The organism is Peribacillus sp. QJM3NY_7 (genome assembly GCF_056173225.1).
On the sequence record NZ_CM149663.1, the window covers coordinates 3,078,102 to 3,104,090 of the forward strand.

A 25,989-nucleotide genomic window follows, 5' to 3' on the forward strand; every position below is an offset into this window, starting at 1 on the left:
TTCCAACACCAACATCAGCAAGCGCATAATCATCTAACGTTTTACTTTTCCCTTCGAATCTACGATATTAAAAAAGACTATTCCCACTGCTACTGTCCCAGTCGAACATCCCCATACTTGAAACGATTCATGTTGATTGGGAATACAGTATCTTCTTTTAAAAAAAAATATATTTATTAAATTGTGGCAGTCAACGGATTATGTTGCTTAATTTCTTGTATTGATAGATTTAACGAATAGTTCCCATAATCGAGAATTTTATTAAGAAAAAGATTCAATAGTTCTTGAGAGTTAACTTTTATTTTTAAATGGTAACAACCTTCTCCCGATACTCGGTGAGCTTCAACTATCTCATTTCTATCATTAATAAAACGTATAAACGAATCATGGTTTGCTGTTTCCATATAAATAATGACAAATGCTGTATAAGAAAGTCCTAATTTCATTTCATCGACTATTAGTGAGTAGGCTTTAATTACTCCATTTTCCTCAAGTTTTTTAATCCGATTTCCTACTGCTTGTCCCGTCATATGAATTTGTTCACCTAAGTCTTTCCACTGAATACGTGAATTTTCGGATAATAACCGAAGGATTTGAAAATCAATGTTATCAAGTTCCATAATAAATTCCTTTCACCATGAAATGCTTTGATATAAAAGTGTTTCATCAAAGTATCGATAGAAATCAATATATCATTTATCATTATATTGTACTAAAATTTTTTAAAGAGGTGGAAAAAATGAGCAGAGCTTTAATCATTGTCGATATTCAAAATGACTATTTTCCAAATGGAAAGATGGAATTAAGCAACCCTGAAAAAGCAGCCGCTAATGCTGCTAAAGTTCTTGAATGGTTTAGGCAGAATAACAAAGATAATATTTTTCATGTCCAGCATATCGCTAGTGATCCTGGGTTAGGCTTTTTTCTTCCGAATACGGATGGAGTTAAACTGAATGAAGCTGTTCTACCATTAGAACACGAAAGCATTATCATAAAACATTTCCCTAACAGCTTTTTACAGACTGAATTAGAAAGCAAATTAAAAGAAAAAGGAGTAACAAAGCTAGTGATTGCAGGTATGATGACGCATATGTGCATTGATGCCACAGTCAGAGCTGCAGTGGATTTAGGCTTTGAAACTACTCTTATTGAAGATGCATGTGCGACAAGGGACTTATCTTATCAAGATAAGGTCGTTCCAGCTGAACAGGTCCATTATGCCTTTGTCAGCGCACTTAACGGTATGCATGCCAATGTAATTTCGACCGAGGATTTCCTGGAATAAGAAAATAATACAACCTTGTAGAACCAATAATTTATTATAAGTGGGAGCTTGTTTTTAAACAAGCTCCCTTTTTTACTGATGTTAGATTGTTATCCAAGCTGTATCTTGTAGTTTCCTGCAAATGTGCAACTACCCGTTGCACAAAAAAAATCAAACAAAAAAAAGAGAAATGATGTTAAAGGTATACCGTCACATGCCCATCAAACTAGGGCATGTGACAGTACCTCAATACTAAAATACCTGTATCAAATTAACACTTAGCTCACGGCCAAAATAAGATTGCACAATCAACTTTTAAAAGCTTAACATTCGAAGCTTATTATCTAATTCGAAACCAATAAAGTTCCCTTTTAGGTTAATTGCAGCCTGTCCTGTTGATCCTGAACCCATAAAACAATGTAATACTTTTTCAAACAATAACTTAATTTTGACAAGGGTGAATGCTTACTTTTCCACTAACGCAGGAGCATCATTAGAAGCTCCCATTAATAAGAATTAAACGTTCTTTTTGACCCTTTGTGATAAAACCCTTTTGAACGGCTTTCCTTTTACTTTCATAATTCCCGTTAAAAACAAAAAATGATGAATTACTTGAAAACCGGGTATGACAACGTATTTGTTAAATATAAAAAGGCAGCAGCTGCAATTATCAAAGAAAAGATAAGAGTATAATAGTGCCCTTACCTCAGACTGTAGGCAAACTCGATGAAAATTGAGTATGCCTATGGTTTTTTTTGGGTGTATTATTTAGACGTTGATTTACGCTCCAGGCACTCGCTTCCGCGGGCGGTCCGGGAAGCCTCCTCGGCGCCTTTGCGCCTGCGGGGTCTCCCCTGCACGCGTTTTTCCCGCAGGAGTCTCGCACCTTTCTCTCCAATCAACTTTGGTTTAGCTTTTAGATGGTAGTCTACAAACTGTGGCTCCCATGTCTATATGATTGGATCTGCAGTTTTTGCCTTGCCTGTACCATTTGGATGTTGATTTCCGCTCCAGGCACTTGCTTTCAGCGGATGGTCGCGGGGAAGCCTCCTTTGCACCTGGGGGGTCTCCCCTTGACACGTTTTTCCCGCAGGAGTCTCGCACTTCCGCTCCAAACCTTTAGATAGAAACCTTTTGCCTAGAGTCTTTATTGTTTTTAACCGAATTATTAAAAAAACTTGTGTGATGAGAATGCCTTCTAAAAATGATTCTATTCAGGGAGATCAACTGGTGCCTGCAATCTAGTTGTTCGTAAAATTGAGGCTTCCATTGACTTTAAAGCATGCAATTGCATGAGGGAATAACGAACAAAAGTCATCTTCAATGATAAATCCAGGCATAAAATATCTTTCCATTTCGTTTTACTTATTATCTTAGTAGAATCGATTTTTATCAAATATTCTTATGTTTTGGAGGGGCTCGCAAAGACGGAGAATACCCCTAGAACAATATATAAATAACCAGTTATCCGATTCTGCAAACTAGAATTCAATTCCCTACCCAGAATCCGCTTTCTAATACTTGCTGCAAGTACTGCATACAGACCATCACTAATAAAAGCTAGGATAATAAATATAGTTCCTAAAAGTAAAAATTGTATTGTGACTGATACGGCCGAAGGTGATATGAATTGCGGAAAGAAGGCTAAAAAAAAGAGTGCTGTCTTAGGATTCATTACTTCCACGAGCGCAGATTCGTAAAATATCTTTACTAACTTTTTACTAGGGGCTTTTGGAATTTCTGAAGTCGTTCGATCAGATGTAGAAAATAAAGTCCTGCACCCCAGATAGATAAGATAAGCAGCACCCAAGTATTTAACGATATTAAAGGCTGTTGCTGATGTCATAAGGATCGCTGAAACTCCAACCGCTCCAGCTAAAACGTGAACAGAACCGCCAAGTGATACACCAAGAACTGATACTATGCCCGCTTTCTTCCCTTGGTCTATACTTCTTGCCATAATATACAACACAGCCGGTCCAGGTATTATTAACAATGTAGCAGCAGCAATTACAAATAGCCAAATATTAGAAAAATCCATAAAAAGCAACTCCTTATTGTATTTTGGCACAAGATTTATTGGGCTCCTCCTTGATGGTGAAAGCAAGGTTACACTTTTTTTAAGGTTCGTTTTCATCAAGGAGGCGATTTGTTGCTCATTTAGAAAAGGAATATGTTCCAACTGTTCTCTTGTCTGTAAGGAATGGTTTTGACTTACCTAAATGATAAACACCATTTTTGCTTTTAGGGGTGCCATAGCAAACCCTAGTAATATGCCAATCATTCAATTGACCCTTTCCTTTGCTCTCGCATCCATTGCGCAACCTGAAATTCCCCTTGTTCATTTGATTTTTCAAGCTCTGTAATAATCGCTCTGTAATCTGTGTCATTGCGATTTTGACTCATTTTGGCTGCAGCTTGAATAGATGTGATTTCAATTTCAAAGCCCACTATTCCTTTCATTTCACTCTTAAGCAACTCTGGATCAAACGTTTCCCAGGTCCGGCCATTTTCTCGGTGACCCTCATAATGATTAAGCATAGTATCCAAGGAGGAAATCAGCTCGTCTTCAGTGATTAAACGCGCTGATCCATACGCATGTACAGCTAGATAGTCCCATGTTGGAACCTCTTCGCACTGATACCAACTTGATGAAATGTAAGCGTGCTGCCCTTGAAAAATCAGTAACACATCACTATTATTGTCTAAAGTCTTTTTCTGCATGTTTCCGTATGCGATATGCCCAGTCGCATAGATTTTTCCTTCATCTTCGCGAATTTCCAAAGGAATATGAGTAGCCAAGGGACGATGTTCTTTAACAGTAATCAATAAGGCAAACGGGTTAGACTTCATAATTTGAACTGCTTCTTCATTTTTCATACGATATTGCTTAGGAATGTACACAATAATCTTCCTTTCAACTTATATTTGAATTTTTAAAATATATATCCGATAAAAAAATATTATTATACAAGTTGACATAAAAAAAGGTACAATATTAAACAAATATACATGTCAGAGGGAATGCAAATGAATAATACCATTTTTACGTTCAATGATAACGCCCCAAAATACAAACAAATCTATGAGAAATTCAAATCATATATTGAACAAGGAGACATTTTTGCAAATGAGCAATTACCCTCCATTCGTCAACTTGCAGATTCTTTACATGTAAGCCGCAATACAACTTTACTGGCATATGAACAACTTGTTGCTGAAGGGTATATTCGTGGAGAGGGCAGAAAAGGTTATTTTGCAAACGAGTTAGAACCCCGTATATTTCAGGAACCCTTAATCTCTTATGATAAAAAGCAGACTGGGTCCAAGAGACCTCCGGTAGTTGATTTCAGGGCAGATGCCGTTGATCAAACACATTTCCCACTGAAAATTTGGAGGAGAATTGCTAATCAAGTATTAACATTACAGGATAGCTTTCGATACGGGGAACCATTTGGGGAAGAATGCCTGCGCGAACAAATCTCCACATATTTATTCCAATCACGCGGAGTGAAAACAAATGCAAATGCAATTATGATCGGAAGCAGTACCCAACAAATGCTTGTATACCTGGGACATATACTGAAGGATGAATTCCAGAGTATTATAGTTGAAGACCCTGGTTACGACGGTGCCAGGGAAGCTTTTCAATTCCATCGTTTTATGTTTGAAACTTTGCCGGTTTATGAAACAGGTGCTGAACTTTCAAAATTAGAACAAATGAAATCACGATTAATCTATGTAACCCCTTCCCATCAAAGTCCAATTGGAGTAAGCATGTCTATTCAACAACGGCAAATGATTATTCATTGGGTTAACAAGATGCGTGGATATATTATCGAAGACGATTATGATAGTGAATTTCGCTATACACAAAAACCATTTCCTGCTCTTGCCTCCATTGATTCAGCAAGAGTCATTTATTTAGGGAATTTCTCGAAGTCCTTTCTTCCAGGAATTCGTTTAAGTTATATGGTCTTGCCACAGCCACTTTTAAATCGTTATAAAAATCAATTTCTTCATTTTGAAGCTACTACCTCCCTGCTTAGCCAGCTTACAATGGCTAAATTTATGGAAGAGGGAGAATGGAGTAGACATATTAAACGCATGCGCCTTGTTTATAAAAGAAAAATGCAGCACTTAGTATCCGCTTTAAAAGAGCAATTCGGTCAAAATACATCCATTATTGGTGAACAATCTGGTTTGTACGTATTAGTCAAAGTACATCTGAAGCATACAGAAGAATGGTTAATTCAACAAGCTTCCTCACATGGAGTTACTGTATATCCTACGTCCCTCTACTTCATTAAAAATAACACCGACGGACCAATGGTTAAACTAGGTTTCAGTAATCTTTCTTCCAATGAAATCGATGTGGGTGTGAAACTCTTAAAGAAGGCATGGTTCAAAGAATAACTCCACCATTCTTTGAAAGAATGAATTGTAGCTGTTTTATTTGAATGTTTGGTGCTGCACCGATAAATAATCTTCATAGGTCCCTTAATTTTTAATTGCGATGAAATTAAGTGGCAGCTGTAGATCAAAAACTAAGCCTAATTTCCATCTGAAATTAGGCTTAATTTTTTAACAAATCTACCACATCAGTTGAACAAGACAATGTCGAATAACTTTTATTTTTCTAGATTCTTCTTCATAAGAGACGCTACTTGTATATTATCTTGTTGAGAAGTGTTTTCTAGATTCTTAATAATCAATTCTTGCCGTTCCACAGGGTGATTTTGACTTAATTTAGCTTTCGCTTCAATTTTTGTGATTTTTATTTTAAATGCTACAATCCCTTTACTCATTCCTTCGATAAATCTGGAATCCACATCAATTAAATTGTATGGGCTATCTGGACTTTCATATTTTTTTATCATATCATTCAGGGAATCGAATATGACTTTTTGATCTTCGACAATCTCCATCTTTCCATATAAATGGATAGAGACATAATTCCAAGTAGGAACTGCCATCGTTGTTTCATACCAAGAAGGAGATATATAAGAGTGAGGACCTTGGAAAACCGCAAGAACTTTTTGGTATTCTATATCCTTCCATTGTTCGTTTGGACGGGCAAAATGACCATATAATGCACTTTCACCTTTATTTAATGTGAGTGGAAGATGGGTAGCGTATGGTTCTCCATTGTGTTGAGAAAATAAAGTGGCAAAGCTGTACTTTTCGATAAAATCATAAATTATTTCTTCATCCTTGAGTTGAAAATGTTTAGGTATATACATGATTTAGCTCCTCCTTATAAAGTCTTTTCAAATTTCGTAAATTTTAAGTATTATAGGAAATATTCTATTATGTAAACTGACATCTAAAAAGGTACAATTATTATTAATTGTACATGTCAATATTGATTACAATTTTCATATAATGATGACCTTTTATTTTGAGTATATAAACTTTCATTTAGTGAATTAATTACGACTTCAATTTTAATCAGTAATTAGACATGATTTCTGTTTAACCAGGCCCGTTATCCAAATCATAGTGAGGTATTTATGAACCAAAATAACAAATAGCCTAATGGTGTTTTTTAATTTTATCCAGCAATCGGGCCAAATTATGGAATAATCCCTTCAAATAAAGTAACTTAATAACTAGATTATTTTATTGGAAGCATACAGATTTAATTATTTTCATTAGAAAGGATTGAAATAGTATCGAAATAAGACATTTAGAATATTTCTTAATGGTCAGTAAAGAACTGCATTTTACAAAAGCAGCTGAAAAATTAGGAATTTCGCAACCAACTTTAAGCCATCAAATTAAAATGCTTGAACAAGATGTGGGCTATGCACTATTCAACCGTATTGGTAAGAAGATTGAACTTACTAAGGTGGGGGAAATCGTACAACAAGAAGCATTGAATATTCAAAATTCCTTACAAAGTATATCTTCTCAAATTAGAGCACTTACAAAAGTAGAAATCGGGGAATTGAAAATTGCCGTGTTACCAGGAGAAATAACTGATTTAGTATCCACTTTGTGCATTAAATTCAACCAATTATATCCAAACATAAAAGTGTTTGTTCAAAGTACTGATCAAGTGGAAAAGGCTGTTTTAGAGAATCAAGCAGATTTTGGTATTGGTTTTGAATTCGATCGTGATGATATGTTGATGGTGACGAAGTTGTATGATGAAGAATTTTACCTGATTAGTAATCAAAGTACCGGAAAGCAGAAGGCTTCATTTTCCGATGTTTTAGATAGTCCGCTTATTTTATTTCCAAATATCCATCAATGCAGAAAAATACTTGATAAAACGAGTCATGAGGTTGGCAGGCAGTTAGAACCCATCGTCGAAACGTCTAGCATTGAATCTATCTTGAAGCTCGTTCGAAATGGGGTTGGCCGCAGTTTTGTTTCGCGTACATTATATGAATTTTATGATACAGAGGATTTATTTTTCCAACGTATTGAAAAACCAACTTTGACTAGATCTGTCTATCTCGTGATGAAAAAGAATCGTTTTATCAATTATGCGGCACGTAAGTATATTAAGTTATTATTATGTGAAATCGAAAGGCTGCGTTTTCATACAGAAAATGATGAGATAGCTTCTTTAAAAAGTTCTATATTATAGTTTTTATCTATTATTATCATAGAAATGAATGGATAGATAAATGATAAATTTCTCTTTACAATGAAAACAAGTTCATAATCAAATTGTAAAGGGGATTTTCAATTATGTTTCAAGAAGTAGCAGGCATTAAAATTCCAGATTCTCAATTGGCTAAAGAAGCAGCAGATCTTTTACGCGAGCATGGGGACGACTTGTTGTGGAATCATTCAAATCGTGTATTTTTATTTGGTGCAGTCAACGGAAAAAAGACGAAGCAGAATCATGATTTAGAGTTGCTATATGTTAGTGCATTATTCCATGATTTAGGTTTAACAAAAAAGTTCAGCAGTCCAGATTTACGATTTGAAGTAGACGGTGCAAATGCTGCGAGGAGCTTTTTACAGCAGTATCAAATTCCAGATGAGTCGATTCGTCTTGTATGGGATGCTATTGCATTACATACGACACCTGGCGTTGCAGAACATAAGGAAGCTGAAGTGGCACTACTCTTTTCAGGTGTTGGTTTAGATGTGATGGGAGATGGCTTTGAACAATTCCCTGACGACTTACGTGAAGAAATTATAAAGGCTTTCCCACGTAACAATTTCAAAAAGGACATTATTCCAGCGTTTTATGAGGGCTTTAATCATAAGCCAGAAACTACTTTTGGCAATATGAAGGAAGATATTATTGAATATTTTAGACCGGAATATAAAAATAAAAATTTCTGTGAATGTATTTTGCATTCACCTTGGACAGAATAGCGTACAAAAATGACAGAAAGTTTGTACAAAAGGTTATATCGGCCAAGGAAGCCACTAAAAAATAAAGGCTGTTTTCGCATACTTTGTTTCTATTTACCAAGTAGTGCGGTGTGGTTGATTTCCCCTCCAGATGCTCGCTTTCCGCGGGGCGGGCGGTGCACCCGCCGGAGTCTCGCACTTCCGCTCCAATCAACCTTAAATAGTTTCGTTTAAAAACAACAATCTTTACGAAAAAAGCCAAATAAAAAATAAACAACCAATTAGATTTCTCCCTTGGTTGTTTATTTTTCGTAACTAATAAAGACCCCTGTATTTGAAAAAGTAACATTCCATTTTTTAATTCAATTCTAACCTGAAATAAAAATCGATTAAGACTTTCCAACCCACTTTCTGTCCTGCCAATCGGATGACTTCCTGCCAGTCACCATTCGGAAACTTACGGGAAACATCCACATACTTATATTCTTAAAGCCGTAAAGCAACCTCCCCCTACGGTTAAGATTAATCAGATGAAATGCCTGATTCGGCTCTCTCCGTTTGCCCCATCCAAATCAACGCGTATAGTTCACGGGGTCATTAACACGCATATATATATTGAAGAAATGCTGCTCCCTCTTCAATATTGCACCAACTTTAAGCGCTTCTACAGGAAACAGCTCTGAAACTGGAAGTCCCCCCGCTAATGAAATGACTTCTGGTCTTTCTGTTACTTTTACTATCTCACGGGTCTCAGAATATGAAACTAGACGAGCTCATTTTCCATTTGTAAACAATCCTTCCTTGAAACTTCGATATTTTTAACTTTCACCTCTATTTTATTTGAATACTCAGACACCCATCCGTTAAGCTAATCATTACTACTGACTTCATGATTCGAGACTTGCCCCCTATACATTGCACCAATGCCGGACGCACTTAAATAGCCTTTGCTGCATTGAGCAAAGGCTTACCTTTTTGACGAGTTTCTTCTATATAGTTAAAATAAAAATCCCGCCAAGCTATTTCTCCACTTTTTCCTTATTTCTTAACTTCTCCACTTTTTCGGGAGTGAGGGTGATGTCCCGGACAGGGGAAACTCTTCCCCATTCATCCTTGTGAACGATGTGTTTTCGTTCAAATTTGGTCGGAGTATCTATACCTGCGGCAGCTGCAAGGTTAAATAGCCCCTCGCGGAGGGAAATCACGTAATTGGCGACTCGGTATTGTTTTTCCTCAATAACCAGACCTTCCTGCAACTTTGAATCAGTTGTGGCTACTCCTGCAGGGCAATGATTTGTATGGCAGATTTCAGCCATGATGCAGCCAACGCTAATCATAAAACCGCGGGCTATATTGACTAAATCTGCCCCCATCGCTAAAGCGACCGCCACTTTATCTGGAGAAGTCAGCTTGCCTGATGCAATCAGCTTGACCCGGTTTCGTACACCATATTTTTTTAACATCTCATCTACAAGTGGCAAGGCTGACATAATTGGGAGTCCGACTGCATCTGCAAGCTCCTGATAGGTTGCCCCAGTTCCGCCTTCCCCGCCATCCACCGTGATAAAATCCGGCCCTTTACCTGTATCTCTCATGGTTTTCGTCATTTCCTCAAGTGCATCAAGATCCCCCACAACAATTTTGATACCGATAGGCTTTCCGCCTACATCCCTCATTCTTTCCACAAATTCGAACAATTCATTAAAATTCTTGAATTCATAGAACCGGTTAGGGCTATTGATCGTTTGGCCAGGTTCTACCAGGCGGATTTGGGCAATTTCTTCTGTCACCTTCTGTCCTTCAATATGCCCACCTCTGATTTTGGCACCTTGTGCCAGCTTAATTTCAAATGCCTTTACTTGCCCGATTTCACTTTTCTTCTTGAATTCTTCCCAGGAGAACTCCCCACCTGGTGTCCTTACTCCAAACAGTCCCGGACCGATTTGCATCATGATGTCGGGATTTCCGGAGAGATGATATTTGGAAAGACCACCTTCACCAGTATTCATCCATGTTCCTCCTGCAAGCCCTAATCCTCTCGACAGTGCAGTGATGGCATTCTCACCGAGTGCCCCGTAGCTCATTGCAGACTGTCCTACGAGCCCCTTTAATTTAAAGGGATTCCGGCATGTATCCCCTCCGATTATGACAGCATCCTCGTCTCGTAAAAAGTACGGTTCTATTTGTCTATCTTCGCGCTTCTCCTTTCTGGTCAATAGACCTTCCTCATCTACTTCATATACCTTTGTATTGATTTTTTGGCTATTATCTATTCTCAATTCTTCCCGGAGATTGGGAAACATACTATTTCGAATATAGTATCCAGCCTCATTGAAGTCACGTTCCGATCCAAATCCGATTAAACGCTCCTTATATTTTCCTGCTTTTACAACATCCTCGAATTCCTTTCTTGAGAAAGGGGTGCCTTCATTATTATTTTCAAATAAATACTGCCTAAGTTCAGGTCCTATTTGCTCTGTCATGTATCTAATTCTGCCGATTAGGGGGAAGTTCCTCAGGATTGAATGTTGTTTTTGTGTATCATCCTTTCGGTAAAAGTACGCTGCGGCCGCAACTGTCCCTAAAACCGCAGATCCTTTTAAAACTGTAGGAAGGTAATTTTTTAACTTGGACATTTTATCACCCTTTGCTTCTTATTTTTGTACAAGTTACTCGAGTTATCTATAATCTTTGGAGTGCTTCATCAATCAGAATTTCGCCAGAAGTTACATGGAACGTTTTATTAAATACTTCTTCAGTATCCAGCGCTTTGACCAATACAGAAGCAATATCCTCTTTTGGTATCTCGCCTTTGTCATTCACAATTGATGGTCCAGCTTCAACTTTACCTATTCCCGGCTTATCCACAGGCATACTTGTCCGTATGACCGTATATGTAAGCTTTTCCTGTTTTAATAGCTCTTCTGAGTGGTACTTGACATCGTTTGTACTAGAATTCTTGCTCTCCATTTCTTTTGCTCGCATGGTGTTCATCAGAACAAAGCGCTTCACCCCATGTTTCTTAGCTGCCTCAACAGAGTCTATTACTGACTGATGGTCAACCAGTATTGGTTTGCCCTCCCCAGTCCGGGGACTGGCACTACTCAGGTAGATCACTGCTTCACAGCCCGAAAAGGCACTGGAAAAATCCCTTTTTTCCAAAGAAACTACATCTCGTGCTCCAAGTTTAACCATTTCCTCTACTTTATTCTCTGCTCCTACCAGTGCTACCGGGTTATGGTGCCTGTCTGCCAGCTGTTTTACAACGTGCTCTCCGGTCATGTCCTCTGTTCCTATTACCAGAACTCTCATTTTAATACCTCCCTGCTAGTTTGATACTATCTATTTACCACTTTAAAGTTTAATGAAACAATTAAGCGTCTTCGCCGTATCGTTAATTTTAACGATTCTTTGATAGTTAATTATTAGGGAAATTCCAATTTCTTCAGTGGAAGCGATTAGGCTTTTATTATTACTGAAGCTGTAGGAACTAGATTAGTGATTGGTATTAAATAGTAACGAAACCCAACTACTCCGCTCTTGTGAAGTGAGTTAGGCTTAATTTGGGTAATTATAGAAAACTTGACAATAAAGACGATTATTTCCTGGGGAAACAAAACCGAAAATTATCTCTTATAAATATTCATTTTTTATGTAAATCACTCCATACATTCCATAGTTAATCGCACCCAGACTTTCTAACGAACACCATATTGAGGAATTCCACGAAGGATACTGGCCATAGTATAAAAACTATATTTATCAATCCGGAAATGAGGTGCCCCATTTTTTCAAAACTGAAAAATTACTAACTACAAGAATACTAAACTGACCAGCTTTCCATATATGAAAAAAGAACCTCTAGTAATAAACTAGAGATTCGGGATTAATAAATATATTGTAATTTAAATATGTTAATTGAAAGCAATTAAATTAATAGATTTCCATAATACGAGATAAACGAATAGAGAAAATCTTTTGATTTTCATCCTTTAAGGAAAGGGTTTGTTCATTAAGGTTAAGTTTATGCAATTGACCCTTGCATGTTTTTAATACTCCTTCTTTATAATAAATGATGGTCGTTATGCCCTTTTTTTTCAACGATTTTAAGATCACCTGATTATCTCCTTTCTGTCTATTCAATTATTTATTTAAAATTGTATGATAATTGGTGCAAAACTATGATATCAATTAGGATATATATATATTATACAATGAAAATCGTAAGCGTTTTCATTATTGTTGTGAACAATTTGTGAAGGTTTGAACATTAGAATATTTTAGGGAATGGTAAAATCAATAATAAAAATGAATATTAAGTGAATCGACTTTTTAGACTGAAAATTACTTAACGTATAATATCCCCGTTTTGTCGGCGGACTCCCTTATCGACAATACGGACTGATTTCTAAAATGATTTATCCGAAGTCATTCCAAGATCGTTCATAGATTTTCTAGTCCAGAAAGAATTGGATTCCCTATCTTCTTCAAATTGTCATTTGGACTAAACGGGATTGCTTTTCAAAAGTTAGGTTAAAATGAAGTTGATAGATTTGAATGTTTGATCATTTTTTTACAATACAATATATTGACGGCCTCAATACATGATGCGATTCTTCATTAAGAAGGATCGCTTTTTCTTTGCGGCATAATCTTAAGGGAGAGCGGGTGTCAGAAACCGATTGATATTCGGAATTTAAAGACTAATGACTCATTTACAAACTATTCAGTTAAATACATAATTAGGAAGATTATGAATAAGGAGGGATTATATGTATAGAAAATCACTAACAGTACTATTAGCTGCGGGTATGGTTCTATCAACTGGTACAGTATTTGCACAAACTAGCGGAGCAATAAATGCCCAGTCTGACACAGCTTTTGATAACAAAGTTATCAAAAAAATTAGTGCGGACAATATGTATAATACGATTGCCTATCTATCAGAGCAACCGAGAGCTGCTGGTACAGAAGGGGAGCTCCGTGCAGTCAAATACATAGAAAGTCAGTTTAAGAGTCTTGGTTTCGAAACAAAGGTTCAGCCTTTTCCCATCTATGATACGGTGCAAAATGTAACAGTGAAAATTGGTGACAGTGATTTAGGAGGAACACCGCGTGCCCTTAGCGGCAGTATCAGCGGAAAGGTAACGGCCGAACTTGTTAATGTTGGAAAAGCAAAGCCAGAGGAAGTTGGAGAAAATGTATCTGGGAAAATTGCACTAGTTGAACGTGGGGACATTACCTTTGTTGAAAAGGTTCAGAATGTCTTAAATAAAGGAGCGGTTGGCGTTTTAATGTACAACAACTCACCATCAGGAAATAATTTCGGACAAGTATCAGCGGGGCAAAATATACCTGCTGTAGCCATTACCCAAGCCCAAGGGTTAGGGTTGGTCGAACAGCTTAAAACTAAACAAATCACGTCCAGTCTGGAAGTGGGAAAAGCTGAAAGAATCGAAAAGACATCCTACAATGTCATCGCTTCCCTAAAACCAAAAGCCAATAAGGATAATGGTCAAATCGTGACTGTTGGAGCCCATCATGATTCTGTCCCGGGCGGCCCTGGTGCAAACGATGATGCTTCTGGTGTATCAGCTGTGCTGGAACTGGCAAGGATCCTGGCCAAAACCCCAATTGACACTGAAATTCGCTTCCTTACGTTCGGATCTGAGGAAAGAGGGCTCGTTGGATCATCCTTCTATGCTGATTCCCTTCCCAAAGAGGATGTAGACCGCATGGTGGCTCACTTCCAAATGGATATGATAGGCGGACGTGATGCTGGCGAGGATAATCCTGCAGGTGGTTTGATTATGTATACCATTGATGGAATGAAAAACCTTGTGACGGACCTGGGTTCCTCAGCAGGGGCCAGAACGATGGATGTTGCGATTCCTTATGGACAGCTGGGCAGGAGTGACCACCAACCATTCCATGAGCTTGGCATTCCATCCGCCTTGTTTATCCATTCCCCTGTAGAGCCTTGGTATCACCAGCCTACAGATACACTGGATAAGATATCGAAAGAAAAATTGCAACAAGCAGCTGAAATTGTCGGTGCCAGTGTGTATCAAATTGCCCGTCCGGAAACTCCGGCATTAACAAATGCTCGTGTAGCTCCTGGCACGGTAGACTATGATTTTGATGATCGTCCGGTAGATTAAATACTTCATTGTACAGAATTACGAGATTAATAATGGATCTTGGAGAAAAACAGGAGGGCATCTGTGTAGTTTACAGATGCTCTCTTCTTTTTATCGGCCAGCGCCTTGTGCTTAATTTTTTCACTATTACTAAGCTCTAAGTCTAGTGAAGATCCTATATGAATTATGTAATAAAACATACATGCTTATCCAACTCCAATACCATCCTACTGTAAATATTCAATATAATCAGTGTACCTCTCCAATACTACTTCACTGGAATAATTTCATCAATCAATAGATAGAAATCCAAAAACAGCACAAACTTTAAAGTGTGGGCTGTTTTTGGAAATTTTAGGTTACAAATTAAATCATAACGCTTTCTAAGTCGCAAGTAACATAGCCATGTTCTAACTGTGAATGAACCAAAGATAAAAGCCACTTGTTTTGCATGTTCCGGCAGCATTTTCAAAATCATGTCCATTACAGCGGCTTGCCCGAACTGTTCAAATGCTTCAGCTATTTTCTGCTTGGCTTCTGCTTCTGCTACTGCTACCCCTTTTAACCTGATGATTTCCGCTTCTGTCGTACCTTGTGCCCTTTGGGCGTCCGCTTTAGCAAGACCGCCCATGCGACGCGTTCCGCTTCCGCTTTTGTAAACTTTCTTTGCCCGTTCCATGTCATCCACATGAATTTCGAGGTGAACTAATCTTCCCATGATTACCTCCTAGTTTTGTTCAAAATTTTTCCTCTTACCGTAAGTTGATACTTATGTAGCTTCATGCCTATGGTGGTTTATTTATATTTTAAAGTCTAAGATGAAGCAGGCTTTTCAATTTGAGTTAAGTCACTTCTTTATTATAGGACAGTTGCGGGAATATCTGACAAAAAAGGCAGCTCCCTGATGGGGGATAGCTACCTTCGTTTACGATTACTATGAAAAGGTAGGAGCAGGGAATTCATCAATTCTCATACGAAGTAAACTATATGGTTTTTCCCGGAGGTCTCTTCCATAATGAAATCTCGCCTGCCGATGTAATTGATTCACAATGACATATAAGTATTGATCGGGGCCAATCGAAAAAGTATCCGGCCATAAAATTCTCGGGTCATGTGCGATGGTTTCCATTGCGCCATTCGGCAATATCTTCCGGATACTATTGTTTTCATAGTCTCCCGCATAAACGATTCCTTTTGCGCTGGTGATCATTCCATCAGACGCACCTTTTTCCCCCAAATACTGCACATATTGGGATAAATTCAGGTCCTGTATCCTTCTGTCTCTTAGGGCTTCTGTTGAGATCGAGAACAGCTGACGGCTGGTTAGCGGAGCATAAAATAAAACCTTTCCATCAGGAGAAATCGCTAAACTATCGGAAGCCAATCTAAATGGGAAAGTCGAGCCGTCCTGGTTTCGATTCATCAGAATTTCACCTTCTACTTTCGGTAAAAAATAGGGATCAGGTGAAGTTGATATTGCCCCATTTAACCGTCTAAACGCGTTCCCATTTTCTAAATCTACGACGATAATAGCCCCTGGCCCTCTGGAAGAAGAATCCGTTATATATGCATAGCCTGCTCTTCCAACCCGAAAATCCAAACGGACATCATTCAGATAAGTTGTTGGCAAGACAACATCTTCTGTAAAGGTATATACTCTCCTTATTGTATTCGTGCTTAAATCAACTGCAACTAATTTTGCTCCCCCTTGAATAGGTTCAGAAAAATTTGGTGCCCCTGTATCTAGTACCCAAAGTGTTCCTCTTCCATCAGCAACGATACTTTGGACACTGACGAAAGACATCGTAATATTCCCAGTATTAACTAAATTAGTTTCTACACTGGGATAAGGCTGCAATTCACCCTCAACAATTTCTGCCACAGTAAATTGAACGTCGTCTCCCCATTTCGGAAAGCATACAAAAATACGACCGGTTTCGGAAACGCTGACACCTGTAGGCATAGCCCCATAAAAAGCATGCACCAGTTCAAACTGCCCAAAATATTTTTCCATAGGTAACATAGGTTGCATGATATCCTCCTCATCAAATCCGAACGGATATCACCTATATATGATGAAAATTTTTTGTAGTGCCTGGTTCTTGATAAATTTTTCTATCGTGATGGATGCTGTGGGTTTATTAGTCCGAGAAACATGGGAGTTTCGATAAAGTGATTCAAGCTTCCACTGGCTCTTCAAAGACGGGGAATGAGAGCGTCTGAATTTACGTTTGCAGTCAATTTGAATTAACATAAAAACTTTTATGATTTGCTCCCGTCCAGCAGCCTGGTTAGAAAATAAATCTGTCTCCTGCCATAAGAAAAGGCAGCTTCAGCAACCTGCCTTATTGTAGAGTTGACACAAACTGTGAAGTTAAAAGGAAGTGCGAAAAAAACTTAAGTAAAGGGAGTAGTGAGCCCGGCCGGCTACTCCCTAAGAACATTAACCATTACAAATCATAAGTACATTACCATCTGGGTCTTGAAAGTTAAAATAAGCAAAATTTCCAATACGCTCTATTTCTTTAACAATGGCTATGTTATTACTCTTGATAAATTGGTAAGCTTCGTCTATATCTTTTGCGTAGAAATTAAATAAGACATTATTGGATGGCTTAAATATGAAATTAGGATCAAACGTATGGTCATCTAAAGTTAATCCAGTTTCACTTGTTACAGGAATATTGTAAACAGGTGATTCTACAGAGTCATTATTTCGCGAGATGCCAAGGAGATTGCAATACCATTCAACTGATTTCTTTAAATCATTAACGATTCCAACCAGGAACATTAACGACCTTTATAAATAAGTGTCCTTCGTCAAATAGTTTTAAAAGAAAATTATGAGCAACTTACATTATTTTAAAACACAGTCCAAAGAAACTGAGATACTGTATTGCACATATCCATACAGTCATATTATGAAAGCAAAGGTCATTCACTGTGTGTTCAAACTAAGCTTTTTCAACTAAACTACCTCTCTAGTTTCATAAGAAACTTCTATGGCGGCCAACCTCGCCGCCACCATCTACTACGAAAATCCAAACTCAAAAATAGAGTCTAACCCATTAACCCCTTGACGATAATGGATGATAACAATACAACCAGGCTGAGCTTTTTTTGGTGGATCTTAAGGAAGATACCCTGTATAAGAAACTGGTTGTGACAGGATGGAAGAACCATTTAGTGTGCTACTAGTACGTATACAAAAATTTTTGTAACAAATCTCCTGTCATATGTATTGTTAATCTTTTTTTGAGGTGATTCTCCTATGGAAGCAATGATTGAACGGTGTGCTGGCTTAGATGTACACCAAGAAACAGTAGTAGCCTGTGTGTTATTTGGTCCATTAGATAAAAAGCCAAAAACCTCTATTGAAACTTTTTCAACTACAACAACGGGACTCTTGGCTTTAAGTGATTGGCTCGCTACCCTTCAGGTATCCGATGTTGTGATGGAAAGTACTGGAGTCTACTGGAAACCAGTATGGAATATACTCGAAGGATCTTTTCACCTTGTTCTTGCCAATGCCAGGCATGTCAAAAATGTTCCAGGGCGTAAAACTGATGTGAAAGATGCCGAATGGCTTGCCAAGCTTCTAAGATGCGGACTTATTGAAAGCAATTTTGTCCCACCAGAGGATATTCGTGATTTACGAGATCTTACTCGTTATCGAAAAAAATTGATTCATCATCGCACCTCAGAGCAGAATCGCATTCACAAAATTCTTCAAGATGCTAATATCAAGCTAACATCCGTGCTATCAGACATTTTTGGTGTATCGGGACGCCGTATCCTTGAAGCGATTCTAAACGGTGAAAAAATAGAGACCGATGGTCTTCGAAAAATGGTGGATTGGCGAACAAAAGCAAGTATTACTGACATTGCCCATGCAATTAATGGTCGTATTCGCCGTCATCACCGTGATATGTTGCGTTACCATTGGGATCATATGAGTTATTTAGAAAAAGCCATAGAAGAATTGGAAAAACAAATCGATCAACTCCTGTCCCCCTATCGTAAGGAAGTAGAATTATTGGATGGTATACCTGGTGTGAACAAAGCTGCCGCAGCTACTTTTATTGCGGAGATGGGCGTTGATATGTCCGTATTTAAGTCGGCTAAACATCTTGCATCTTGGGCTGGTGTGAGTCCCGGAAATTACGAAAGTGCTGGTAAAAAAAAAACGAGTAAAACCACACAAGGAAATAAAGCATTAAAAACGATGGCCGTAGAGTGTGTATTAGCGACATCAAGGCAAAATAACCGAATTGCTTCACATCGAAAAAGGATTACCAAACGGCAGGGAAAAATGAAGGGACGAATCGCTTCTGCCCATTTACTATTAACGATTGCTTACAACATCTTAAAAACAGGAGAACCCTATCATGAACTAGGTTCAAATTACCTTGAAGAAAAACAAATGAACAAAGAATTAAAAATGATCGAATACCTAAAAAAGAAAGGCTATACAATCGCTCCATCTGAACAACAAACTGCATAACCATTAAAATAACGACATGGTACATTTACGTCCTTCAAAAAATTAGAATATGGTGGGCTTATTTTGTATGGCCTTTCACGAATATATTTTCATACAAAAAGGCTGCCTCAGCAACCTCCCTTATTGAAGTAAAGCACCCAATCATTTAAGTAGAAACCTTCACATTTCTTTTGTGAATCAAAAAAAGGATGGGACCAATGCAATCCCATCCTAAAAATCTTTATTGTTGGTGTTTCTTATCCTCTTGTTGTTTATGCTTCTCTTCCTTTTGTTTATGTTTCTTTTCCTCTTGTTGTTTATGATTCTCTTCCTTTTGTTTGTGTTTCTTTTCCTCTTGCTGTTTATGATTCTCTTCCTCTTGTTTATGTTTTTTATCCTCTTTATTTTCACCAATTTCAAATGGTTTATCTTTATTATTTTTTGTAACTTGTGGAGCTTCTTCAGGATTTGCACCTTTAATGAACAGTTCATTATTCACCTGGTATACATCACTAGGCTGCTGGAATCTGCTTTGGTCTGTTCCAAACGCTTCCAGCATGACCTTAAACATTTGGTGCGAGATTTTAGTTGTATTTCCATCCATATAATTACCTGGACCATTTTTAGTATATCCAGTCCAAACCGCCATAGTGTATTGCGGTGTATAACCAGCGAACCAACTATCATTTACCGAACCGGTTGGATATCCATATTGTGCTCTGGTTTTACTGTCAAAATTGGTTGTGCCAGTTTTTCCAGCCACATCTTGTCCAAGAACATTTGCAGTTTTTCCTGTACCAGATTTTACGACTGTCCGTAACATATCCGTCACCAAATAAGCTGTGTAATCATGCATAACACGTTTTGGCTTTGGAGTAAAATTAACAACTCTGCCATCAGGATAGACAACTTTACGAACAAAATGTGGTGTATTGTATTCACCGTTATTTCCAAAAGCACTATATGCCCCTGCCAACTCTAATGGATTAACCGTATTACTTCCAATCGCATATGATTCGTACACCTTATTATTATTAAAAGTAATACCCAGATTTTCTGCAAAGTTTTGTGCCTTATCCATTCCTACTTCTTGAAGGGTAAGGAGTGCTGGAATATTGTATGACCATTGAAGTGCTGTTCTAATAGACAACATTCCGTGATATTGATGATCCCAGTTAGAAATAGATTGACCATTTGAGTAGGTTATCTCATGATCATTAATTTGGTGTGCTGTAGACCATTTTGAATTTTCAATAGCAGGACCATAATCAAAGACTGGCTTGAAAGTAGATCCTGGTTGACGTTTAATATCAACCGCAAAGTTGTTGCCTCGGAAGGAAGCTTTATATTGGTTTCGACCGCTTCCAATAGCTCGAACTTCTCCTGTTTTTGTATCTAAAAATACGAATGCTCCTTGAAAATTGTCATTTGGATAAGAAATAATCGTATCGGTGTTCATTAATTTATCCGCAAAGGTCTGAGCTTTTGGATCTAGCGTCGTATAAATAGATAATCCATCCGAACTGATATCAACATTTTTCTGCTTTTTTTCAACTTCTTTTACAACAGCGTCCAAAAACGCCTCGTACGGCATTCCTTGTTGTTTCTTTTTTGGAACAAGTCCTGATGTAACTGGAACCTTCTTTGCATCCTCCAATTGCTTTTTCGTAATATACCCTTGTTTATACATAGCTTTTAAAACATTATTACGACGATTTGTTGCAGCTTTCACATGTTCGGCTTCAGTGGGATCGTAATAACTTGGACTCTGTGGAAGCCCCGCTAACATAGCGGCCTCCGGAAGCGTCAATTTATTTAGATCATCGGCATCGATTCCGTAGTAATTTTTGGCGGCTGCTGCTACACCATATGCCCCGTCTCCAAGGTAGATCTTATTTAAATACATCATTAAGATTTGATGTTTAGAATACTTTTGCTCAAGCTGATAGGACAAGCTCCATTCCTGTACCTTTCGCTTTATTGTTTTCTGAGGTGACAAAAAGGAGTTCTTGATGACTTGCTGTGTAATCGTACTTCCGCCTTGAGATCCGAAATCCCCTTTTAGGTTCTTGAAGATTGCTCTCGTAGTTCCTTTTATATCAATGCCATTGTGTTCATAAAAATGAGCATCCTCCGTGGCAAGGAAAGCATGTTCCAACATTTTTGGAACTTGAGAATACTTAATTTTCGTCCGCTTTTCTTTACCATATTCGTAAAGGAAATTACCGTTTTTATCGTATAATTTGGTAGAAAGCGGATCGACAAGTTTTGAAGCATCTATTTTAGGTGCATCCTTAATCATCGCTGCAACCGTAACTGCCCCTATTCCAATTGAAATAACCCATAACAGAAAACACCAAAGTAGAACTTTTTTCAAGAAAGACCTTCTTTTAGTGGAGTTTTTACCTTTTGTTTGATCTTGTTTTGTTTTTTCCACTTGTTTTCGTTCCTGACGTGAACGATACGTTTCTGACATTAATCTTCTCTCCCATATTCAAGTTAATCAACAAAATTGAAGAAAACTATGCAAATAACCTTTTATTTAGTCACTAGTCATTAATATTCAGTATGGTATTAAAAACAGTGCATTTCACTCAAGACCTGAATATAACGTATTAAGGAAGAATTTATCCTATACTCTCCTTGGTCGGTTTTCGCAATAAAGTAATTACTTCGTACTATCTTATCTAATACATCTTTAAGAACGTCTTCCTTCTTTACATCTGGCCCTTTTATTATTTTTTCTCGTTTAATATCATTATCCAAGGTATAACAAACAATAAATTTCTTCAAATTAAATCCCCCTTTCGAGAACAACTTGTGATTTGTCTTAAGTAGGGAAACACGTCTACTTATTTGAAGCGAATAGTCTTAAAATTATCCTGAAAAGAATGCTATTATCGACCTGCTTTGTCTTAAAGACGTTATACATGAAACAAATGCCCCTGTTGATAAAATGATGGATGGCATTCCCTACTATTTTTGAAAAATACCTTTGTGTACCAACTATAAATATTTCATGAATACCATAGATACCTCCTAAAAGGATCAAAGCGTGTATAGAAAATTTCATTTTTTTCAGTCATTACACAGACCATTTATATTAATTCGAAAAGAACCTTAGTATTAAGGGGGCAAAAATATTTAATCCTCGATTCCCCCCTCTATATAAAGATCAAATCTGCCCACTTTATTCAATAAAAAAAGCCACCAATTATGACAGCTGGATTTTGTTCCCGTTTATAAGCACTTTCTTTTTTTCTATATATTATGTTTGTTTTACGTAATAACCCGGATAACTTACCTATCTATAGACCATAACAAGAATTATCCAAGAAACACCCTAAGGATCATGGTGTTTGTATGAATCCATCCTTGAAGCTTTTCAGGGATGGATTTTTATTTTTTTACTTTTCTTAGCTGAATAATATGTCCCAAGAGCGCCTTAAAAGAGAATTGGATTTTCAACCCGTCTTATTACACTAACTCCCTCAATAAACTAAACACAATCTCACGATTGCTCTAGAATTCTTAGGATTTCATAGTCATATCATTAACCGTTATCTATGTAAGCTCGGCATTACGCCTCAAGAATAGGGATTTACCGAAAAAAGTGCATGCTAAACTAGCCAATCATAGGAAAAAATTGGTTTAAACAATGTTATGATCGCACTTTAGGATATCCACATGTCTCATGGAGGTCAACCCTCCCATGTCTCACAGAGTCGATGCTCCTACATTCCTTCGTTCAACCTTTCCATGAGGTGGATGTCGGTCATGCTGCCCCACAGGATCTAAGTCCTCACGTTAGTTGCTTTGCCGACTAATCCGTGCTTCACTTTTAAATGAGTGTTAATTAAATGACCGTGTAACCATAAAAATCCGATGAACTATGCGACTGTTTGATGTCCTACAAATGTTGCCATATGAGGGATATCCTTTAACATCTTGTCTTCTTGAAACGTAAATTGTTTTTTACCGATTGAAAACAGAATTCGAATAAGCTTGTTACACAAGGCTATCAGAGATTGCATTTTCTTTAAGGGATTGTGGGAACGTGTTGTGTAATATATATGAAGAGCTTTAAAAGCCTTGTTCTTTGCCACCAGTATCATGGCTGCCCGGAATAAGAGAGCCCTCAATTTCTTTCGTCCCCGTTTGGTAATCTTGGTCTGACCTTTGTGCTTTCCGGATGTGTTTTCTTTTAAACTTAAACCTGCTAATTTTACGATTTGGCGAGGATGTTGATAGTCTCTGAGGTCTCCGACCTCTGCGAAAAACCCTGCTACTGTATCTCGACCGATTCCTGACACCTCTAACATCTGTGTGACACCTGGGATATGGTCTAATAACTGATCTAATTGATGATCTATTTCTTCGAATTTCATTTGAATAAAATCATACTTCTCTAGTAAAGCTCTCAACTCTAATTTCGCCATAGCTGCCCCTTGACGAATACCAATCGAACGATTGGCTGCTTCTTTAAGTGCTCGTATTTTCTTTAAGCCTATGCTGCGTTTTACCACTTGTCTTAGGGAAAGTAAGAGCTCTTCATCCGTATACTTTACAAGTTCATGTGGCAAGGCTTCTAGCTTTAGAAAATGAATAGCTGCCTTGCCTTCCCAACTTTTGAACACCGTCAAAAATTCGGGAAAGTAACGATCAAGCCAGTTATGAACTTGTCCCTGAACGACCTGTAAGTCAACGTTGAGAAGATCGCGAAGTTTTTTGGCCACTCGGAGTTCTGCATAAATTCCACGTGGAATTGTTGGTTCGGCGTATCTTCCGTCTTTGACTAACTGTGCGATGACTTTTGCATCTTTCACGTCATTCTTAGTAGGTGAATTATCGTCTAATTCTTTACTTCGTTTAACATGTAGTGGATTGACTGATACGAACTTAATATTATTCTCTTTTAGAAGATGAGCTAGATTTAACCAGTAGTGACCGGTTGGCTCCATCCCTACAATCACTTGATTTAACTTACACCCTTTAACAAGTTGGGTAATCCAATCTAGAAACGAATGAAATCCTGCTTTCGTATTTTCAAAGAAACACGTTTTACCTAGTTCCAATCCTCTAAAATCTTGTGCTCTCGCGACATGATTGTGCTTGGCTATATCTACTCCGACAATTAAGGTTTCAGAAGTAATTTGAGTGATTTTATGATTTTGGTTATAATTCATTGTGAGACCTCCAAATAGATGTTTTGTCCTTTTTTAGCTGGCCAGCTTAGGACACATTCATCTTATCAAGAGGTCTTTTTTCGTTCAAACCTCATTTTCAGTTATTACAGGAATGCTGCCCCGTTAGTTTAAGTACATTTCTTCACAAACTTTTTCCAAATATAAATGTAGCTTTGAAATAAAGTTTGATTAAATTAACCCTATAAACCTTGATAAAAGAGCAAGAGAAAAAGCGTTTTTTGAAAAAAAGATTGATCAAAACACGCTTTTTCTATATTCAATTAAATCACCCTTTTATAAAAAAGTTTAATTATATTACTATGGTCTTTCCTCATTTAAAGCGCCCGATAGTTGAAGATTGTTATTGAACTAAAGTCATCCGTTTGCAAATTGTTATAAATCGTCCAACGAGGAAACAGTTCTTTCGTTCATTTATTTTTCCTCAAAGTTCTAGGGGCTTACTCACCTACCATACCGTCCTTATCATTATCTTGCATATATGGGTATAACCAATGATCACTCGTTATTGGCATACTAAAACCTGCTGCTTTTGCTTCTTTAATCGTCACCTGTCCATTACCGTTAGTATCAACACTAGAAATATCACCGTTTGTGTTTGAACTAGTTGAATCAGAAGGCTCACTGCCTGTTAAACCGAGTGATGAGTTTACTTCATCAGGGTTCACATTGTCAAATGTATCAACGATTTCTCTACCCATTAAAGTATAGGTATACTGATAACTTGAAGGAATCTGCGTTTCCGTATTCGGATATGTGATAATTGCTTCAAAATTAGTAGCTCCACCTGCGTTACGGATCACGTCTTCCATATAAGCTTGATCACCATGTCGGTTAAGCGTACTATCTTGTGGGGCAATATTATAAGCATTCGATACCCCTCCGAGAGAATCAGCAATGATATGTCCTTCATCTAAAACGTCACTTTCGACACCAGGAACCTTTGCCTCATCAGAATAGTATCTGCCAGACGATAATACAGGTTCATTACTGTCATCTTGTATAATGATTTCGTCAGCAATGACACGTACTAGTTGCCCGTATTCATTAGTAAATGCCCAATATTCACGGTCCCCATAACCAATGTCAACGACGACGTTAGGTTCACGATATCCAGACAAATCACCACCATCAACTTCAGTAAGTTTGTATCCTGAGAAGAGTTCATTTTTTGGTTGGGTTGGTGTTTCCTCTACTACTGGTTCATCAACAACCGTAGTGATAGTTTCTTCTTTTTCGCTATTTTTATTTGTTTCCACTGTGGTTACTTCTTGTGGATCTGTTTCTCCATCTGTAACGGATGCATCTTCTACGTTGGTACAACCAACCATAAAGATGGTCGTTAAAAGTAAGATAAAATAGTTCATTTTCTTTTTCATTTTAGGACTCTCCTATAGTAGTTTCATACTGTTCATTCTAAAAATCTCGGAATTTAACATAGATTAACATTGTTAACCTATTGATAATAGTATATTCCAAGATTAACTTTATTACAGTAGATAATTTGTTCGAAGTGTGCAGTATTAAATTTCAATAAAGGCTTGTACAGTTTCAAATTGCAACGAATAATGCAGCTGG

Annotated in this window: 20 protein-coding genes and 1 pseudogene; 6 read left to right on the forward strand and 15 right to left on the reverse strand. The window is 37.6% G+C overall.

The features are described 5' to 3' along the window. Positions 1–176: 176 nt before the first annotated feature. Complete coding sequence (locus AC0VX1_RS14675; protein ID WP_063575991.1) at positions 177–620, reverse strand: Lrp/AsnC family transcriptional regulator; 444 nt, start codon at positions 618–620, stop codon at positions 177–179. Between the two features lie 119 nt (positions 621–739). On the opposite strand from AC0VX1_RS14675, the gene AC0VX1_RS14680 reads away from it, so the two are divergent. Continuing rightward, complete coding sequence (locus AC0VX1_RS14680) at positions 740–1,285, forward strand: cysteine hydrolase family protein (RefSeq protein WP_475467705.1); 546 nt, start codon at positions 740–742, stop codon at positions 1,283–1,285. 294 nt (positions 1,286–1,579) lie between these two features. Here AC0VX1_RS14680 and AC0VX1_RS14685 read toward each other — a convergent pair whose 3' ends face one another. The 3 genes from AC0VX1_RS14685 to AC0VX1_RS14695 form a co-directional block, all read right to left on the reverse strand. Next, on the reverse strand, positions 1,580–1,702 hold the full coding sequence (locus tag AC0VX1_RS14685) for a DNA methyltransferase (RefSeq protein ID WP_412761221.1): 123 nt from the start codon (positions 1,700–1,702) through the stop codon (positions 1,580–1,582). Positions 1,703–2,666: 964 nt separating this feature from the next. Next, positions 2,667–3,305 (reverse strand): LysE family translocator, encoded by a 639-nt coding sequence (locus tag AC0VX1_RS14690; RefSeq protein ID WP_413010175.1) that lies wholly within the window; start codon positions 3,303–3,305, stop codon positions 2,667–2,669. A gap of 239 nt (positions 3,306–3,544) precedes the next feature. After that, the gene (locus AC0VX1_RS14695) at positions 3,545–4,168 is read right to left on the reverse strand and encodes an FMN-binding negative transcriptional regulator (RefSeq protein ID WP_475467708.1); all 624 of its coding nucleotides are present in this window, start codon (positions 4,166–4,168) and stop codon (positions 3,545–3,547) included. Positions 4,169–4,294: 126 nt separating this feature from the next. Here AC0VX1_RS14695 and pdxR point away from each other — a divergent pair, with 126 nt between their 5' ends. After that, a complete protein-coding gene (gene pdxR, locus AC0VX1_RS14700; RefSeq protein WP_475467709.1) occupies positions 4,295–5,680 on the forward strand; it encodes a MocR-like pyridoxine biosynthesis transcription factor PdxR in 1,386 nt (461 codons plus the stop codon). A 215-nt stretch (positions 5,681–5,895) separates the two neighbouring features. On the opposite strand, the gene AC0VX1_RS14705 is transcribed toward pdxR, so the two are convergent. Beyond that, positions 5,896–6,507, reverse strand: a complete 612-nt coding sequence (locus AC0VX1_RS14705) for an FMN-binding negative transcriptional regulator (RefSeq protein ID WP_475467710.1) — start codon at positions 6,505–6,507, stop codon at positions 5,896–5,898. A 437-nt stretch (positions 6,508–6,944) separates the two neighbouring features. On the opposite strand from AC0VX1_RS14705, the gene AC0VX1_RS14710 reads away from it, so the two are divergent. Together AC0VX1_RS14710 and AC0VX1_RS14715 are read left to right on the forward strand one after the other, a co-directional pair. Beyond that, positions 6,945–7,862, forward strand: coding sequence for a LysR family transcriptional regulator (locus tag AC0VX1_RS14710; RefSeq protein ID WP_475471791.1), 918 nt, complete (start codon positions 6,945–6,947; stop codon positions 7,860–7,862). A gap of 104 nt (positions 7,863–7,966) precedes the next feature. Beyond that, positions 7,967–8,605: an HD domain-containing protein gene (locus AC0VX1_RS14715; protein WP_475467712.1), complete on the forward strand. Its 639-nt coding sequence runs from the start codon at positions 7,967–7,969 to the stop codon at positions 8,603–8,605. Positions 8,606–9,603: 998 nt separating this feature from the next. Here AC0VX1_RS14715 and AC0VX1_RS14720 read toward each other — a convergent pair. The 3 genes from AC0VX1_RS14720 to AC0VX1_RS14730 all read right to left on the reverse strand — a co-directional run bounded on the left by AC0VX1_RS14720 (position 9,604) and on the right by AC0VX1_RS14730 (position 12,700). Continuing rightward, entirely contained in the window at positions 9,604–11,220 is a 1,617-nt protein-coding gene (locus AC0VX1_RS14720) for an FMN-binding glutamate synthase family protein (RefSeq protein ID WP_336059408.1), read from the reverse strand. Between the two features lie 46 nt (positions 11,221–11,266). Next, entirely contained in the window at positions 11,267–11,896 is a 630-nt protein-coding gene (locus tag AC0VX1_RS14725) for an NAD(P)H-binding protein (protein WP_057277389.1), read from the reverse strand. Positions 11,897–12,517: 621 nt separating this feature from the next. Continuing rightward, entirely contained in the window at positions 12,518–12,700 is a 183-nt protein-coding gene (locus AC0VX1_RS14730; protein WP_034307388.1) for a YolD-like family protein, read from the reverse strand. A gap of 656 nt (positions 12,701–13,356) precedes the next feature. On the opposite strand from AC0VX1_RS14730, the gene AC0VX1_RS14735 reads away from it, so the two are divergent. Continuing rightward, positions 13,357–14,745, forward strand: a complete 1,389-nt coding sequence (locus AC0VX1_RS14735) for a M28 family peptidase (protein ID WP_413010169.1) — start codon at positions 13,357–13,359, stop codon at positions 14,743–14,745. Positions 14,746–15,160: 415 nt separating this feature from the next. Here AC0VX1_RS14735 and AC0VX1_RS14740 read toward each other — a convergent pair. The 3 genes and pseudogenes from AC0VX1_RS14740 to AC0VX1_RS14750 form a co-directional block, all read right to left on the reverse strand. Then, positions 15,161–15,352 (reverse strand): annotated as a pseudogene (locus AC0VX1_RS14740) (flotillin family protein); the annotation flags it as partial. 306 nt (positions 15,353–15,658) lie between these two features. Continuing rightward, positions 15,659–16,756: an L-dopachrome tautomerase-related protein gene (locus tag AC0VX1_RS14745; protein ID WP_475467716.1), complete on the reverse strand. Its 1,098-nt coding sequence runs from the start codon at positions 16,754–16,756 to the stop codon at positions 15,659–15,661. Positions 16,757–17,167: 411 nt separating this feature from the next. Continuing rightward, positions 17,168–17,515 (reverse strand): VOC family protein, encoded by a 348-nt coding sequence (locus AC0VX1_RS14750; RefSeq protein ID WP_475467717.1) that lies wholly within the window; start codon positions 17,513–17,515, stop codon positions 17,168–17,170. A gap of 480 nt (positions 17,516–17,995) precedes the next feature. Here AC0VX1_RS14750 and AC0VX1_RS14755 point away from each other — a divergent pair, with 480 nt between their 5' ends. Continuing rightward, entirely contained in the window at positions 17,996–19,228 is a 1,233-nt protein-coding gene (locus tag AC0VX1_RS14755) for an IS110 family RNA-guided transposase (RefSeq protein ID WP_475467719.1), read from the forward strand. A 220-nt stretch (positions 19,229–19,448) separates the two neighbouring features. On the opposite strand, the gene AC0VX1_RS14760 is transcribed toward AC0VX1_RS14755, so the two are convergent. From AC0VX1_RS14760 to AC0VX1_RS14775, 4 genes are all read right to left on the reverse strand, one after another. Next, on the reverse strand, positions 19,449–21,644 hold the full coding sequence (locus AC0VX1_RS14760) for a transglycosylase domain-containing protein (RefSeq protein ID WP_475467721.1): 2,196 nt from the start codon (positions 21,642–21,644) through the stop codon (positions 19,449–19,451). 137 nt (positions 21,645–21,781) lie between these two features. Beyond that, on the reverse strand, positions 21,782–22,000 hold the full coding sequence (locus AC0VX1_RS14765) for a hypothetical protein (protein ID WP_057277386.1): 219 nt from the start codon (positions 21,998–22,000) through the stop codon (positions 21,782–21,784). 1,097 nt (positions 22,001–23,097) lie between these two features. After that, entirely contained in the window at positions 23,098–24,393 is a 1,296-nt protein-coding gene (locus tag AC0VX1_RS14770; protein ID WP_475467723.1) for an IS110 family RNA-guided transposase, read from the reverse strand. A gap of 458 nt (positions 24,394–24,851) precedes the next feature. Continuing rightward, on the reverse strand, positions 24,852–25,790 hold the full coding sequence (locus AC0VX1_RS14775; RefSeq protein WP_377421532.1) for a DNA/RNA non-specific endonuclease: 939 nt from the start codon (positions 25,788–25,790) through the stop codon (positions 24,852–24,854). Between the last annotated feature and the right edge of the window lie 199 nt (positions 25,791–25,989).